The following is a 14074-nucleotide window of genomic DNA, read 5'->3' on the forward strand; positions in this document are numbered from 1 at the left end:
TACTTCCTTGCTAGACAATGAGGATTAATCAGCGGGCTTCTGCGCGACAGGATACTCGATCTGATGGATCACCGCACATTTTGCGCGACCTCCGAGGAAGAACCCTGCGGCTTCCGCCCACTTCCGGGCGGCGGGATCGCAGCGGATCGCCCTCGCAGACCAGGCAGATGTAGCGCGACCGGCCGGGCCCGACGTCGTCGAGCACGGCCGTCATCGGCTTACTGTACTTCGGGCACAGCTTCCGGCTGAGCGAGAGCCGAGTCATGTTGTTTGCCTGCTGGGAGCAGCTTAGTTCCCCTCGTGCCGCGAGCCCAAGTAAGTCGCCGAAAATTGTTCTCATGTACCAGGCCGCTTGATCGGAGCAATTTTATAGGGGCTTCGCGCACAGCGGGCGCGCGATCTGGCGGAGAACGCGGACCCGTTCACCAAGCGGCGGCTACTCGAGCTAGCCCAACGATACGATCTCAAGAGCAGACCGGGAGCCCCGGGCGGTCGGACCCTCCCGCCTCCGCGCGCGGCGCCACCGACGGTGCTGTTTTGCGGCTCCGGCGAAGCTTAAGAGTAGCCGGAGCGACGGCCCGGTCGTCGGTTTTCTATGTGTTCATCGACCGGTCTGGGTGTCGCCGCGCGCGGTCGTGGTGCTCGCGTTAGTACAAGCTGGCTTTACGGCACTGAACCGCGCTGACTGCGGCGCGAGGAGTCATCGCCTGCGCCGCGCGATCTCGTCAGCGATCATGCCCTCCGCCCGCACCAGCCGCTCATGCAGAGTCTCGAACATATCGAGGACGCATCATTGGGTTCATTCTTGCCCTGCTCGATGGATTCGGCGAGGAGCTCATCGAGGGGCGTCTCCTTCAATTGGCTTTTGAGTGGGATGGTGCGAACAACCCAACGACTTAGCTTTGTTTGCTTCGCGTCAGCCTCGCCGTTGTCCGCACTTCCAATTGCAGGGAGCTCAGTGCCGGCATGGGCTTGGCGATTTCAGCGAGCAAACGAGCGGTGGCTGAGGATCCCTCCGGATGGCCGTGGCAGAACGAAAGGGATTTGGCCTTGCCTACCTGAGAAGTGAATGTCACACTCTACCTGTAGTTTAGGCATTTGACCTTGCACCGAGGATGTTTACCGTGGTTGGCCGGCCGGCGTCCGCTGGGCGGATTCCCCCCGTCCCTTCGATCTGACCTGAGTTTTTTAGGAGCATCCCTTGGATTACGAATTGCCCACCGATTTGTATTCTTCCGAAGATCTTCTGCGCGGCTACGATCCAAGTTCGAAGATGGGACTGGCGGAGGCGTGGGATTTCCGGGTCTTCCGGCAATATGTCGCTGACGGCGCTGACAACCCGGCGACTCTGGACGTGCGGAGGAAGCAGGCCGACCACGATGCCAACATCTCTGACGCGCTCAGACGGTTCCTGACGCAGGAGACGCCAAAGCTCGTCGGCATTATGGGTGGGCACGAGCTGTCGAGGGCGGAACCGGCCTATGCGACGCTAGCAAGGCTGGCGCGTCAACTGACTGAACAGGGCTTTATGATCGTTACGGGCGGCGGCCCCGGTGCGATGGAGGCCGCTCACGTCGGCGCAACTTTCGCGGGCGCCGACGATGCGGCCTTCTCGGCGGCGCTGTTCATCCTCGGGAAGGAGCCCCTGCTTCCTGTGCTGGATCAGCTCGTGACCAGCGACGGAGGGGTCGCGCCGGGCCACGAGACCCAATTCGACGACGCGAGGCGCTGGATCAACGCCGCTCTGGACGCCAGGACGCGTGCACCGGCCAAGCCGAGCCTCAGCCTCGGTGTGCCCACCTGGCTCTATGGTCAGGAGCCGACCACGCCCTTTGCGACGCATTACGCTAAGTTCTTCCTCAATAGCATTCGCGAGGAGACACTCATCACCAACTCGCGCGCCGGCATCGTCTACGCCCGGGGTAGCGGCGGCACGATGCGCGAAATCTTCGAAGACGCCGAGCGAAACTGCTACGTCCCTGACGCAAAATCGTTCACGCCAATGATTTTCTTCGACGAAGACCGCTACTGGCAACGCGATGCCGAATACGATGCGAATGGTGATCCCATTCCGTCGAAGAAGGGCGTCAAGGTCGACGACACCGTCCGCAACCTGTTCACCTTGGCGAGAGCTCGCAAGAAAGATGGCGCGGCCTGTCTGCTCAAGGTCAGATTCACGGTAGACGCGAAGGAGATAGGCGATGTGCTGCGGCTTCATTCTGGCATAGCGCTGCAGAACTTGATGTTTGCGCTGGCCGACGAGCCGATGAAGGTGTCGACCAGCTTCCTGAGCCGAGCCTGACAGACAAAGGGTCACATGCCCATCGAGGGGAGGAGGCATCGCCATGTCGGTTGCGGTTTCGAATACGGTCAATGGAACTCAGATACGAGCAACTGCCTATCATGATTGCGACGATGTCCAGCTCTTTTGGCGCGTCTCCAGCGGTGGTGCTTCGGACGTACCGATCCCCGGATGCCTGGGCTTCATGATTGAGCGCCAGCGCCAGGTGGGTGGGAATTGGTCGCCCACGGAGATCCTGCGCAATCGCGTGGGCTTTACCGATCAGCCGGCCGCTGATGGCGCTGATGACACAAATAGCTCAAGGCCGTCGAATGTATGGCCTTTCCAAAGATACGAATGGACGGATCACGGCGCCAACAACGGCCAGACGGTCCGCTATCGGATCAATGCGGTAGGATCGTCCGGGGAGGGCATTGTCGGAGAAAGCACGCTGGTGTCCTTGGCGGATTCCGGCTGGACCGAAGCCATCGACGTGAATGGCCAAGCCGGCAACGGCATAGAGGCGTATTTTAATCGCGGCTTCGTCATGTCTCAATTCGTCGCACGCATCGCGCGTGAGAAGAACTGGAAGCCGCGCGACATCAAGGATCACATAGCCGACCTCGAAGAGCCTTTGAGGCGATTTCTCTCGGGTGAACTTCGGTTGGCGCTCCTGCGCTTGCTCGATGAAGTCATCGGGGATCCCAGGCTGGAGCTTTATCTGGCGATTTACGAGCTCTCGGATGAGGAACTGATCGCGCGGCTGAAGCTTTTGAAGCGTCGCGCGCACCTGGTGCTCTCGAATGGCTCCGACAAGGGGGGCGACGGCAACGCGGATGCCCGCGAGGAGCTGAAGGCGGCCGGCGTTGACGTCCACGACAGGATCCTCGGCTCAAAGGGCCTGGGTCACAACAAGTTCGCCGTCGTTGTGTCCACCAAAGGCGACGTCGCAACGAAGGTGTGGACCGGAAGCACGAATTGGGCGCCGACCGGCCTCTGCACGCAGGCCAACAATGGAATTCTGTTTGTCGACCCAAAGATCGCCGGATTGTATTTCGAGCAGTGGGGCCGCCTGAGAGATGCTGGCAGCGACTTCACGCCGGATCTCGTGGGCGACAACGCCAAATCGCCGCGTCCGGCGAACGGGACAGACGTCTGGTTCACCCGGGTCCGAAGCAAGTCGAAGAAGAACGTCGGGAAAGGTATCGACATCGAGGCGCTCATTGAGCTCGTGACGGGCGCCAAGGACATGATCCTCTATGTGATGTTCCAGCCCGGTCCCGATCCACTCGCTGATATTGTCGCAAGGGCCTCAGAGATCTACGTCAGGGGTGTCGTCAGCACCGTCACGTCGGATAACCGCGAAAAATTCTCGCTGAGAGGTGTAGATACGGAGTCCCATGAGTTTGAGACGGCTCTGGTGCAGCCCGAAGGCGTCGTGAAGTCCTTTTCGGACTGGATTGGGGAAGTGACGCGCAGCCAGTTTCTGTTTCCCAACCAGAACCCGGGCATCGGCCATGCGATCACGCACTCAAAGATGATCGTGATCGACCCCTTTTCAGACGACTGCAAGGTGGTCACCGGATCCCACAATTTTTCCGGCTCCGCCAGCGAGCAGAACGACGACAATTTTGTCGTGGTGCACGGCAATCGATCTCTGGCGGAGGCGTACAGTGTCGCCTGTCTCGCCACCTATGAGCACTATTCCTGGCGTGCCTACGTCAAGCGGCAGTTCGATCAGGGCAAGGTACCGTGGTCACACTTGTCGGACGATCCCGCGTGGCAGGGCCGCTATCTATCCGCTTCGCGCAAGAAGCACTTGGCAGTATGGTGTCCACAGTAGCGTTCAACAAGGCACTGCGCCGCTGAGTGGTACGATATCCTTTATTAGCGAATGGTTACACGAATGGAATTGGATGCAAAGCCGCCCGTCGAAGGCAGAAATTTCCGGTTCACGATCCTGGGTGGCATCGGCGTGACCCGCATTACCGTCCGACTGAGCGGGAAGGTGGTGCACGACAGCGATTGTCCCGACCCACCGTGTCACGAAGAAATGCGGATGCCGCAGGGCGTGGGCGGCGCGGAATTGGTCGTGATCGCCAAGGATTCGACCGGAAAGGTCCTGGAACGGAAATTCATTGTCGGCAGAACGGAAGGTCAGGCGGGCGGAGCCATGTCAGCCTGAGATCCTCTCCATGAGCGCGCTTCAAGAGTTTTTTCAAGAGCTGTCCAAGCTGCAGCCGACTACGTTGACGGCCGTAACAGCCGTCGTAGGTGCGACCGGCGCCGTGATCGTTGGCGTCATTACAGGGGTGATCACCAAGTTCGTCATAGGCGCGCGCGACAGGCAAGATAGAGAAGTCGAATGGCGTAAGCATGCAATCGAGCTCACCAAGCTCGACCTTGACCGGAAGCTCAAAACTCGCGCGCCGGCAGACACACGGCCACTGAGGCCGAGCATCCTGGATTTCTTGGCCAACTATCGCGATCTGCAGGATCTCGATAAGGCCTCGCCGCGTGATCTTTATGCGACTATCCTGGCGATGCGGATCAAGAAGCAATATGCAACAGCGCCCGAATCGTCGCCCAAAGAGCCGCCCGCGGCTACCGAGTACGAAGATTGATGCATCGTTCCCGCGCAAGTAACTTTCTGACTAAGGCCAAAGGTGGTTCACGATCTCGGCGAGACGGGCTCCCGCCTTGGCAAGCTGCTGCCGCTTGATAGTATCCGCCGACTGAAGGTACGCGGCTCGATCCGAGAAGGAGATCGTCCACTTCCTGGGACCTATCTTGGTGTAGGTCACATTCGACATCGCCTGTTTCGCGACCGCGATCGTGTCCGTGGCCCAAATTGCTGACCAGTTCTCGATGCGGTCCGTATCGGCCGGAACGGCCTTTGCGACGTTCACCAAAGCCAGCGGGGCGGTGTCTCCCAGATCGGATGGGATGTCGTCCCAGGCATGATGGAACGCGTCGTTTCCGACCGTGATGGCTTTATCGTGGATCCAGTTGCCGCCCGCGGTTTCGGTCGACGGATCAATCGTGTGCGTGACGTCCGGATCGGCCAGGCTTCCGTTGGGATCGAGGTACGGCGCAGTGACGTGAAGGGGCTGTGCCATGTCGCCCACCAGATGAGCGACTATCAACAGAGCCTCCTTCTTGTCTTTGATGTCGAAGGGTGGCGGCGCCGGCCTGCCAAGCAGCACGGCGATCGCGGCGTTGGTAGCTGCGACCAGATCATGATCATTGGTACCCGCATCGTTTCGATCGAACTTGTCGCGCTGAACGGCCACGTCGTCGAAGTGGTACGTATTGTGACAGCCAAGATTGGCGGTCGCACTCGCTCCTTCCGGATAGACGCAATCGATCCAGTTTCGGCCGGCGTAATCGACCATAGCCTTGCGGTCGTTCGCGAAGGGGGTGCATGGAGGTTCGTACTGAGGATCCACAACGTAGGCGAGGCTGCCATCGTTTTGCCTGTGCACGCTCTTCACGCAATCGAGCCATGGCCCGGCTTGCCGTAGATCGACGCCCAGCAAGGTCTTCACCTGCTGCTTGGCATTCGGGGTCAGGAGCTGGTCAGCAATGGACCCGACCAAGCGGTGTCCGTCGGGTCCCCAAGCGGATGCGGGCTTTGCCAAGAAGAGGCTCAAGAGCACAACTGCGCTGGCGGTAATTTTAGCCATGACGGATCCTCGGGTGGGGAAAAGTTCAACACTTCGTTCCATTCATGAGCCCACGGTCGCGGCGATCGCGATCGTGTTGGCGAGCGCCTCTGCCATCCGGCGGGCGCTCCAGTCACTGTGGTGGAGGCGGTCGGGATCGGTGGGATCGACCATCCGGTCAAAGGAGATCCGTTCTGCCTCATGCCACTGCTTCATCAATGCGAAGCGGCGGAACACGTTGACCGGGAAGCCGGCCCGGCTGGCTGCCGTCTCAATCAATGCCACCATCCGGTGTGCTCGCTCCTCCATTGCCGGAGTGAGCACGGCCGGCACGTACTGAAGATCCATGAGCACGACGTCCATCAATTCATTTGCGAACATCGCGAGACCGCGCTGGATCGCGCCGGCGGTGGCGTCGAGATCCTGGCTCTTCCAAACCGCGTTGGTACCAACCTGCCAGACCACGACCGATGGCCTCTCGCCGAGTACGTCGCCTTGAATCCTTCGTAGCTCGTCTGGAGCTTCTTCACCGCCGACGCCGCGGTTGAGAATATCGAAGTTCCTGCCCGGAAAGCTTGCGCGCAGCGCCCGCTCGAGACGCTGCGGATAGGGCACGATGTCGCCTTCACCCGCCGTGGTGGACGAGCCGATCGCGACGATCTTGATCGCTCCGGCGCCGGCCAAGCGTCCCGACAGCCACCGCATGTGGTGCTGAAACCGCATCGGTTGGGCCGGAATGGCGCTCTGATCGACTGCGGGCATGAGGTTCACCTACGCGCTCGAGAGTTTCGATGGAGTTTGGTGCCGAAATGTGACAGGGCGATTACGCTATCGCAGTTGCATTCGACTATTATCAAGCCGTGTTGGATCTCGATCGCGGATACGCGGCTAGTAGAAATCTTAACCACTCAAATTTACGGCGGCTTTGCCGGAGGCGGCGGAACTGGTACTGGGCTGGGCGCGACGCTTGTAACGGGGCTCGAAGGTGACGGCATTACATCGTGCAGAGTGTGGACACCGGCGGCAACGAGAGCTCCGATCAACAGTCCATAGACCACAAGCAGTACGCCGCGGGTCTCCCGATAGTTCTTCATCGCTTGTTCGATCGGCGTTTCAGCGATTTCTTCCCGCTCGCGAACGGAGATGTAACTAAAAAGACTTTGCATCCAGCTCCGTCGGGACGAGGCTTGGCTTTGGAAGAACGCGCCATTGATCCGCCACTGCAACGCGAACGACAGACCGATGAATACGGCGGCCGCAAAGTAGAATAAGGAAGAGATGAGAGGACCCGGTGTCTTGGCCGCATCTCCCAGGATCTTCAGTATAAAAGGCGCAGCCGAGACGGCCAGGTCGCGCCAGAGCGTAGCCGCAAGATCCTGCGCCCGTTGCGCTACCTTCTGAGTTTCATCAATCACGGTCTTGCGGAGATCGGCGAGCGCCTTCAGAGTCTCGCGGCTCGATGATTGGACGTGAGCTTCATAGGCAGCTTTGGCCGCCTCAAGCGCCTGCTCCAATGTCGTGGCGAGATCTTGCTGAGGACGGCTCGCCCGAGCCAACTCACCGGAAAAGAGCAGGTGGCGTGCCTCGACATCTGTCCCCGAAAGAAAAACCCAGTTGGCGGATTCAGTCAATCGAGAACGAGCGCCGGGCAGGGCAGGATCATCGGCTCTAATGCGATAGATCGGAGGCGTCGCCGCCGCTTGCAGCCAGACCTGGCCATCCTCGAGCCAGGCGCGGGAGACGAGACCGCCCAACAGTCTGCGGGCAGAAACCGTTTCCCAAGCTTGATACGCCGGCGATGAAACCGCTGGCGCGGCCAATAATAGCCAGGGATTGAGATCGGTAACGATTTCACGGGCGGGGACGAAGTCACGAACATAGCGAGTGGGGTCGATAGACCCAAGCAAAGGCTCGGGTCGCGGTGGCGTTTGCGCGAAATCCCATGAAGCGAACTCCAATCCTCGTGCGCGAAATGCCTGAGTGGAATTGAAGTCGGCGATCGCAAGGCGCGGAAGAACAGTTCGCTGCGCCAAATATTGTGGGATGTCGGACTGGAAGATAAAGAAGGCGCAGCCGTCGGCAGTTGGCTTTCCGAGCGTGATCACGATCTCGCGGGTCGAATCAAAGATATCAGCCCCAACGAGATCACCACCCAGACCCGGATTATAGACTTGCAAGGACGAGAACGGCGGTGGGACGTCGTCGACGAAGCCGAGCCAGGCGACCTGCGCATCGACCGACGGTAGCCGGCCTCGCAACACGAGGGCGTCAATACGTTCGTCCGCCACGGCGCCGTTCGCGACAAGCTCACGTACGCGTTCGACCAGATGTGTTGATCTCGAAGTCATCGAGTGTGATCTTGTCCCTGATGATAATCTCGCCCCTGTCGCGGTTCACCGAAATGACTGAAGACATCAAACCGACAGGGAAGGTCAATTTGACCCCGCTTGCCGTCTCAACGCGACGGTTCTTGGGAGCCTGAATTGCGTTCTTTTGGAGCACGAACGATTCGCCCGCCATTCCTTCCCGCTTCAGCTTTGCTTTGAAGTCGGTCAGCACGGGGCTATCATCAGGCAGCGGCCCGAAAATGCTCTTCAGCCAATTTTCAGCACTTTCGCCGTCGACAGAACCGCCTGACTGGCTGGCGTCGTAGAGGCGTTGCGCCAGATTTTTCATCGTGTCCTGCGGAAGTATGTCTTTGTGCTTGTGCGCAATGTTGCGCGTGACCTCGACGATTGTCCTTGTCAGCTCCTCTTCCGTTCGCTGGCGTCGCACGAGCAAGAACTGTTCGAAATAGGCCGCAGGCCGTTGCGGATTTTGACGATCGACAACGCAGATTTCGTCGCGCTCTTTGCCCAGCTTGATGAGCGCGGCCTTCTGTAGGGCGTTGCGGTTCTGGACAAAAGTCCGTTCAATCTCGCCGAAGGTCGGCTTCGGCTTGCCCGAACGCCCGCGGCTGACGTCGTAGTCGTAGCTGAGAACCTTTTCGTCCTCGAATTTCAGAAGTGCATATAACCGGCCACCTGAACAAGACAGCGAGAAGATCAAGAAGGCACCGACAGCCGTGCTGCCTCCGTGAGCCTCATTGAACGCTGTCGCGAGTTTCTCGCTTTCCTCCTGGAAAGTTGCCCTATCCCGGCTGATCCGCGCCAGTTGCGCCCTCACCGGCGCGTCCGCGAGAAACTCGTATCGGTTTCCGCTGTTGACCGATCGGACGCGGCCCAGGAAAAAAGCTGCGTGTCGACCGGCATCGAACGCAGTCAGTAGCTGAAAATGTTCCTCTCCCGGGCCGACAATATGAAAAACGCTCTGATCGATGCGCAGGCTTTCGAGTTCCTGCTCAGTAAGGAAGGCCATTTATCACCATAGAACAAAAAGAGAACGAGCGCAATCGCGCCGCTCTTTTATTCCAAAATTTGCGTCGTGTTCCGTTAAGAATCTTGCATCTTGTTAAGAATTCCACCCCCAACGAGTGGCCACGCGCCGGTCTGTTGAACAGTGAACGAGGCCGCCACGCGCCGCTAAATGCCTTGCTGGTTCTCTCAAAAGCATTCCTTGGGTGGGACCGAGGGAGAACTCCAACGTCTTCGCGAAGACATTTCACATTTACCGTGTTGTGTGAGTGTTTTTCACGGTGTAAAAGGTTTTTGCGGCTCGAAGGCCGAGTTGAGAGTGAAATTCACGATCGAGAACGTTTTTCACGGATCTGGGACAATGCAGACAAAGTTTTCAGGACCAGTGTCTGTTATTCATGACCGGCGGCTGCCGGAGATCGCAACTCCTGTTGGCTATGCTGCGCTGGTTGACGCCTACAGCCTATCCGTCCCGGTCCCGCGCGTGCTTTCCGCAATCGGAACAAAGCACCGGATCATTGAGCAGGAGGGGTGGCGCATCTACACGCCGCGCCATGCGCCGGACGCGACGCTTGAGGGGCATCTCACCTTCGCTCTCAAGAATGAAGGACTAGACCTTGCAATCCTGAAACGGCTTTTCCTCATTGTGAACGAGGATGAGATTGCGGATCTTGTGAGACAGAAGCCGACCGGTCTGTATACGCGTCGTATCTGGTTTCTGCATGAATGGCTATTGGGCCGCCAACTCAACCTGCCTGCGGCAGATAAAGTCTCTTACGTCGACGCCGTCGATACCGAACTTCAACATGCGACCTCCGGGCAGAATTCGGCACGACACCGCGTCCGGAACAATTTGCCAGGAACGCCGGAATTTTGTCCGCTTGTTTTCAAGACTGCAGCGCTGAGCGAATTTATTGCGCAGGATCTCAAGGAGCGCGCCCGTTTCGTGGTGAGCCAGGTTCCAAAGGATCTGCTGGCGCGAACCGCCGCCTTCCTTCTTCTCAAGGATTCAAGGTCAAGCTACGTCATTGAAGGAGAGAGACCGCCACAGGACCGTATCCAGCGGTGGGGCCGGGTCATCGGTGAAGCGGGACGGGCCCCGCTCGACGAGGCGGAGTTTCTACGCCTGCAGCGCATCGTGATCGGCGATGAGCGCTTCGTGAAACTTGGCTTCCGTAACGAAGGTGGTTTCGTCGGCGAGCATGACCGTGAGACGCAGCGACCTGTCCCGGATCATATCAGCGCGCGTCACGAAGATATCCCCTCCCTCGTGCGCGGACTGATCGCGTTCGATCATGCGGCGGAAAACGAGCTTGATCCTGTCGTCGCTGCCGCCGTGCTCGCCTTCGGGTTCGTTTATATCCACCCGTTCGAGGACGGCAACGGACGCATTCACCGATACCTGATGCACCATGTTCTGGCACGGCGCGGATACAATCCCGCCGGGATCCACTTTCCGGTTTCTGCCGCGATTCTCGACAAGATCAGCGAATACAAGACCGTGTTGGAAAGCTATTCGACTAGATTGCTTCCATGTGTTGAATGGGAATCGACCCCACAGGGCAACGTCAAGGTCTTGAACGATACCGGTGATTTTTATCGTTTCTTCGACGCGACGCCCCACGCCGAGTTTCTGTACGAATGCGTGCAGAGGACCATCGAACAAGATCTTCCAAAGGAAACGCAATTTTTACGGAGCTTCGATACCTTCCGCGCGGGCATCGAGAACATGATCGAAATGCCGGAGCGGACGCTCAATAACCTCTTCGGATTCCTGCAACAGAATGGAGGACAACTCTCAAAGCGTGCCCGCGACAACGAATTCTCCGAACTAACGCCGGATGAAGTCACGAGGATTGAGGAGCTTTATCAAGCGGCTTTCTCGAAAGACTCTGGAACGGCGAGTTGACTGTGTCGGAGTGCCACCTTCATTGAATTGGGCCTGTCGGATCAGATGCTGGTCGACCTCTTGATAAAAAATAGCGCCCTCAATCGGCGTGGTCGCAGCTAAGACGCGCCGCATCGGTGAGTTTTGACCGTGGGAGGTTATCTTCTTTTTCTTCTTTATCCGCATCCCGCCAGAGTTTCCCCGCAGAGGACTGTACGCGCGCGTCTCGCGCGTGGATTCATTGAGCACGAGCCCTCATCGCCGTGCATCCTTCGAATTTGATTGCATCGATGCCGACTATGTTGATGGCGCCGGACCGCGGCTCTTGGACGGGTTTCGTGCTGAACAGACCAAACCATTCGCGCTCATGCGGAATCCGGGGCAAAGCGGCCACCGATTCCGACGGAAGGCGGCCACCGATTCCGATCGAAAGCGGCCACCCGATCCGAACGAATGCGGCCACCCTGTTGATAGGGTGAGACGGGGGGCGTTGTCGGCAATCTGAACGGGGCAAGGTCCCTCCTTTTGCGGTTGACGCAATGGGAGGTCCGATGCCCGCCGAGAGATTGCCGATGCGGAAGATTCGAGAAGTTCTACGCCTGAAGTATGCCTGTGGGGTGAGCGATCGGGTGATCTCCCGATCGGTCGGGATCGGTCGCACGGCGATCGCGGAGTATGTCCGCCGGGCCGCGGTGATCGGCATCACCTGGCCGATCCCGGAGGAGCTCGACGACACAGCCCTGGAGCGCAAGCTGTTTGCGCCGGCCGGCTACAACCCGCCACGATCGAAGCCGCTTCCGGATTGGGGGCATGTCCATGCCGAGTTGCGCCGCCGCAGCGTAACGCTGGCACTGCTGTGGGAGGAATACCGCGGCCATCATCCCGACGGCTACGGCTACAGCCGGTTCTGCGACCTCTACGTCGAATGGCGCCACGGCATCACGGCGACCATGCGGCAGACCCACGCGGCCGGCGAAAAGCTGTTCGTGGACTTCGCCGGCGATACCATGCCGGTGTTCGACGGGCTCACCGGGGAGGTGCGCGCCGCCAAGATCTTCGTCGCGGTCATGGGAGCGTCGAATTACACCTTTGCCCAAGCCCGGTTCAGCGAGGCGCTGCCCGACTGGATCGGCGCCCATGTGGATGCGCTCACCTTCCTGGGCGGGGTGCCGAAGGCGCTCGTCTGCGACAATCTGAAGGCCGGGGTGACGGTGGTGAGCCGCTACGAGCCAGGCGTCAACCGGACCTACCAAGATCTTGCCGCCCATTACGGCACCACCATTATGCCGGCGCGGCCCCGCAAGCCGCGCGACAAGGCCAAGGTGGAGGCGGCGGTTCTTATCGTCCAGCGATGGATTTTGGCGCGGCTGCGCAACCGGCGCTTCTTCTCGCTCGCCGAGTTGAATGTTGCGATCCGCATCCTGGTCGACCAACTCAACGCCCGCCTGATGCGCAAGCTCGGTGCCAGCCGCCGCGAGTTCTTCGACACCATCGATCGTCCGGCCCTGATGCCGCTGCCGGCCGAGGCCTATCAGTACGCCGAATGGCGTCGTGCCCGTGTGGCGCCGGATTACCATGTCGAAGTTCAGGGACACTTCTACTCGGTGCCATCCCGCATGATCCGCCAGGTTGTCGAGGTTCGGGCCACCGAAGCCACCATCGAGGTGTTCCATCGCGGCACCCGCATCGCCAGCCATGCACGCTCGGGGGTGAAGCGCCGCCACACCACGATCCCCGAGCACATGCCGAGCGCGCATCGCCGATACGCCTTCTGGACGCCGGCGCGTCTGCTGGCCGCCGCTGAGAAAGTCGGTCCGTCCACAATCGCGCTGTGCGAGGCGATCATGCGGACAAAGCCGCATCCCGAGCAGGGCTTCCGATCCTGTCTCGGCATCCTGCGGTTGGAAAAGACCTATGGGACGCAACGTCTCGAAGCCGCTTGCCGCCGCGGGATCAGCATCGGCTCAGCGAGCTATCGGTCGATTGCCTCGATTCTCAAGACCGGCCTGGACAAGTCCTTCCTTCCCGACACCACCCCCGACGCCGATCCCATCCAGCACGGTAACATCCGTGGCCGCGGCTACTACCACTGACCGCAACAAGGAGGCATTATGCTCAGCAATCATACCCACGAACGTCTCGCCGCTCTCGGGCTCGCCGGAATGGCCAAGGCCTTCGATGATCAGCAACGCCAACCGGACGTCACCGCGCTGACCTTCGAGCAGCGCCTCGGCCTGATGATCGATCGCGAAGCAACTGAGCGAGAGAACAAAAGGCTCATCGTACGCCTGAAGTTTGCCTCGCTACGGCAGGCCGCAATCGTCGAAGATGTCGATCTGCGCGCTCCGCGCGGCATCGACCGCGCCTTCTTTGCCAAGCTCGTCGATGGCGATTGGATCGGCCGCAAGCAAAATTTGCTCATCACCGGGCCGACCGGCGTCGGCAAGAGCTGGATCGCCTGCGCGCTCGGTCACAAGGCATGCCGCGATAATCGATCGGTCTTATACCATCGCCTGCCAAGGCTGTTCGAAGCTCTTGCGCTCGCCCGCGGCGACGGACGCTATGCGCGGCTCCTCAAGACGTTATCGAGGGTCGATTTGCTCATCCTCGACGACTGGGGCCTCGCTCCGATTACCGGCGAGCAGCGTCGCGATCTCCTCGAAGTCGTCGACGATCGTCACCAGCGCGGATCGACCATCATCACCAGCCAGGTACCGATCGAAAATTGGCATGAGATCATCGCCGACCCGACCATCGCCGACGCCGTCCTCGACCGCCTCGTCCACAACGCTCACCGCCTCATCCTCAAAGGAGACAGCATGCGGAAAATAACTGCCCAACGCGCCAATCTTGACGCCGCGAAGAAAACCTGACCCAACTCCTCATG

The 14074-nt window shown here is 59.6% G+C and carries 11 protein-coding genes and 1 pseudogene; 8 read left to right on the forward strand and 4 right to left on the reverse strand.

Translation table 11 applies throughout. The features are described 5' to 3' along the window. Nucleotides 1-359: 359 nt before the first annotated feature. The 5 genes and pseudogenes from QRQ56_RS34755 to QRQ56_RS34775 form a co-directional block, all read left to right on the forward strand. Nucleotides 360-559 (forward strand): annotated as a pseudogene (locus QRQ56_RS34755) (hypothetical protein); the annotation flags it as partial. Between the two features lie 642 nt (nucleotides 560-1201). After that, a complete protein-coding gene (locus QRQ56_RS34760; RefSeq protein WP_438745971.1) occupies nucleotides 1202-2302 on the forward strand; it encodes a hypothetical protein in 1101 nt (366 codons plus the stop codon). A gap of 43 nt (nucleotides 2303-2345) precedes the next feature. After that, nucleotides 2346-4124 carry a phospholipase D-like domain-containing protein gene (locus QRQ56_RS34765; RefSeq protein WP_438745973.1) on the forward strand — a complete coding sequence of 593 codons (1779 nt, stop codon included), beginning with the start codon at nucleotides 2346-2348 and terminating at the stop codon, nucleotides 4122-4124. Between the two features lie 63 nt (nucleotides 4125-4187). After that, on the forward strand, nucleotides 4188-4466 hold the full coding sequence (locus tag QRQ56_RS34770; RefSeq protein ID WP_200496251.1) for a hypothetical protein: 279 nt from the start codon (nucleotides 4188-4190) through the stop codon (nucleotides 4464-4466). A gap of 10 nt (nucleotides 4467-4476) precedes the next feature. Beyond that, on the forward strand, nucleotides 4477-4905 hold the full coding sequence (locus QRQ56_RS34775; protein ID WP_438745975.1) for a hypothetical protein: 429 nt from the start codon (nucleotides 4477-4479) through the stop codon (nucleotides 4903-4905). 30 nt (nucleotides 4906-4935) lie between these two features. Here QRQ56_RS34775 and QRQ56_RS34780 read toward each other — a convergent pair whose 3' ends face one another. From QRQ56_RS34780 to QRQ56_RS34795, 4 genes are all read right to left on the reverse strand, one after another. Further along, on the reverse strand, nucleotides 4936-5967 hold the full coding sequence (locus QRQ56_RS34780; protein ID WP_438745977.1) for a S1/P1 nuclease: 1032 nt from the start codon (nucleotides 5965-5967) through the stop codon (nucleotides 4936-4938). A gap of 42 nt (nucleotides 5968-6009) precedes the next feature. Then, nucleotides 6010-6708, reverse strand: coding sequence for an SGNH/GDSL hydrolase family protein (locus QRQ56_RS34785; protein WP_438745978.1), 699 nt, complete (start codon nucleotides 6706-6708; stop codon nucleotides 6010-6012). Nucleotides 6709-6860: 152 nt separating this feature from the next. Beyond that, nucleotides 6861-8294, reverse strand: a complete 1434-nt coding sequence (locus QRQ56_RS34790) for a hypothetical protein (protein ID WP_438745980.1) — start codon at nucleotides 8292-8294, stop codon at nucleotides 6861-6863. After that, complete coding sequence (locus tag QRQ56_RS34795) at nucleotides 8254-9303, reverse strand: nucleoid-associated protein (protein ID WP_231190342.1); 1050 nt, start codon at nucleotides 9301-9303, stop codon at nucleotides 8254-8256. The genes QRQ56_RS34790 and QRQ56_RS34795 overlap by 41 nt, the downstream gene beginning before the upstream one ends. Before the next feature lie 357 nt (nucleotides 9304-9660). On the opposite strand from QRQ56_RS34795, the gene QRQ56_RS34800 reads away from it, so the two are divergent. From QRQ56_RS34800 to istB, 3 genes are all read left to right on the forward strand, one after another. Continuing rightward, entirely contained in the window at nucleotides 9661-11208 is a 1548-nt protein-coding gene (locus QRQ56_RS34800; protein WP_438746155.1) for a Fic family protein, read from the forward strand. 530 nt (nucleotides 11209-11738) lie between these two features. Next, on the forward strand, nucleotides 11739-13280 hold the full coding sequence (istA, locus tag QRQ56_RS34805) for an IS21 family transposase (protein ID WP_247294116.1): 1542 nt from the start codon (nucleotides 11739-11741) through the stop codon (nucleotides 13278-13280). A gap of 18 nt (nucleotides 13281-13298) precedes the next feature. Then, on the forward strand, nucleotides 13299-14060 hold the full coding sequence (istB, locus tag QRQ56_RS34810; RefSeq protein ID WP_027515747.1) for an IS21-like element helper ATPase IstB: 762 nt from the start codon (nucleotides 13299-13301) through the stop codon (nucleotides 14058-14060). The last annotated feature ends 14 nt before the right edge of the window (nucleotides 14061-14074 follow it).

Source organism: Bradyrhizobium sp. U531 (assembly GCF_051710265.1).
Lineage (GTDB): Bacteria > Pseudomonadota > Alphaproteobacteria > Rhizobiales > Xanthobacteraceae > Bradyrhizobium.

Bases quoted from the DNA above. Each gene is read 5' to 3' on its own strand.
- QRQ56_RS34785 (WP_438745978.1), bottom strand. From the start codon at position 6,708: ATGCCCGCAGTCGATCAGAGCGCCATTCCGGCCCAACCGATGCGGTTT.
- QRQ56_RS34795 (WP_231190342.1), bottom strand. From the start codon at position 9,303: ATGGCCTTCCTTACTGAGCAGGAACTCGAAAGCCTGCGCATCGATCAG.
- QRQ56_RS34800 (WP_438746155.1), top strand. From the start codon at position 9,661: ATGCAGACAAAGTTTTCAGGACCAGTGTCTGTTATTCATGACCGGCGG.
- QRQ56_RS34765 (WP_438745973.1), top strand. From the start codon at position 2,346: ATGTCGGTTGCGGTTTCGAATACGGTCAATGGAACTCAGATACGAGCA.
- istB (WP_027515747.1), top strand. From the start codon at position 13,299: ATGCTCAGCAATCATACCCACGAACGTCTCGCCGCTCTCGGGCTCGCC.
- QRQ56_RS34770 (WP_200496251.1), top strand. From the start codon at position 4,188: ATGGAATTGGATGCAAAGCCGCCCGTCGAAGGCAGAAATTTCCGGTTC.
- istA (WP_247294116.1), top strand. From the start codon at position 11,739: ATGCCCGCCGAGAGATTGCCGATGCGGAAGATTCGAGAAGTTCTACGC.
- QRQ56_RS34780 (WP_438745977.1), bottom strand. From the start codon at position 5,967: ATGGCTAAAATTACCGCCAGCGCAGTTGTGCTCTTGAGCCTCTTCTTG.
- QRQ56_RS34775 (WP_438745975.1), top strand. From the start codon at position 4,477: ATGAGCGCGCTTCAAGAGTTTTTTCAAGAGCTGTCCAAGCTGCAGCCG.
- QRQ56_RS34790 (WP_438745980.1), bottom strand. From the start codon at position 8,294: ATGACTTCGAGATCAACACATCTGGTCGAACGCGTACGTGAGCTTGTC.